Source organism: Geomicrobium sp. JCM 19038, from assembly GCF_000698125.1.
In the GTDB taxonomy this organism is placed as follows: domain Bacteria; phylum Bacillota; class Bacilli; order Bacillales; family Marinococcaceae; genus Geomicrobium_A.
In genome coordinates, this window is sequence record NZ_BAXA01000033.1 from 1 (window position 1) to 1,232 (window position 1,232).

The 1,232-nt window shown below is 43.7% G+C and carries 1 protein-coding gene; it reads right to left on the reverse strand.

Annotation, left to right across the window (positions count from 1 at the left end):
- Nucleotides 1-18 precede the first annotated feature (18 nt).
- Nucleotides 19-1,154 (reverse strand): IS3 family transposase gene (locus JCM19038_RS20130; protein WP_152549536.1). Its coding sequence is split into 2 segments (ribosomal slippage): nt 19-899 and nt 899-1,154, totalling 1,137 coding nucleotides; the frame shifts between segments, so codons are not numbered across the junction.
- Nucleotides 1,155-1,232: the final 78 nt, after the last annotated feature.

Consider the following 1,232-nt stretch of genomic DNA (forward strand, 5'->3'; position numbering starts at 1 on the left):
TGAACCGTCAACACTTTTCTAGACACTTTTTTTGTGGGCGTCTTGTTTGAATTCAATTGGACTCTGGTAGTTTAACGTTCCATGCATGCGGAAATGGTTGTACCAATGAAGATAGTCAAACAGTTCACGTTCTAAATCCGTTGTGGTGTCAAACGTATGGCGTTTTAGGCACTCCACTTTCACGATATGAAACATCGACTCTGCTACGGCATTATCATAGGGGCAACCTTTTAGGCTTAGGGAACGTTCAATCTCAAATGCATGTAGGGATTCATCAATCGCTCGGCTTGTAAATTCACTCCCTCGATCAGTGTGGAAAAGCGTGATTTTTCGTAAATCTCCACTGACTGAAGCGAAGGCTCTTTTAACTAGTTCGCTTGTTTTATTTGGACCATGGCTCCAACCAATCACTTCTCGGTTGTAGAGATCAAGCAATAAACAAACATAGTGCCAGCGCCCGTTTACTCTTGTGTAGGTGAGGTCACTCACGATACTGTGCCGCTCGATTTCTTGTGTAAATGACCGGTCTAACTTATTGGCAATAACCGCCTCGTTCGTTGGGGTTTTTCGTGGCTTATACTGGGCCACTGTATAAACGGAAATCAACCCTTCGTTGGCCATAATTCGACCAATACGTCTTCTCGATACACACTGTCCTTCACGAAGAAGAGCAGCCTTCAATTTACGCGTTCCATAGGTTCCTCGGCTTTCTTGAAAAAGACGACAAACAAGCGCTGTTAGTGCATCCTCTTTCGGCTTACTTTGCGCGTTTTTTACCGCATAGTAATACGTACTTCGAGAGAGCTTTAGGACGGCGCACATTGCTGATACCGAGTATTTGTGAGTATTGTTTCGAATCACATTTACTTTCGTCCCATAATCAGCGCGGCTTGCTTTAAAATATCATTTTCCATTTTGGCGTGAGCTAATTCTTTTCGTAATCGCTGGAGTTCTTCTTCTTGTTCGGAGCGATTGTCCTTTTCTTTAAAAGAGCCGGTTGCCGTTGCTTGTTTGATCCATTTGTCCAAAGAGGACGGCGTTAAGTCATACTCTCGGGCAATGATCGCACGTGACTTTCCACTCTGATAAAGCTGAACCATTTGGTTTTTAAATTCAGGGGTGAACGTTCGGCGTTCTCGTTTGGGTTGCGACATGACATTCGCTCCTTATGGGTTCTTTTTGTAGTGTAATTCCCCACAAAAAAGTTGTCCAATTTAGTGTAGCCGATTCAA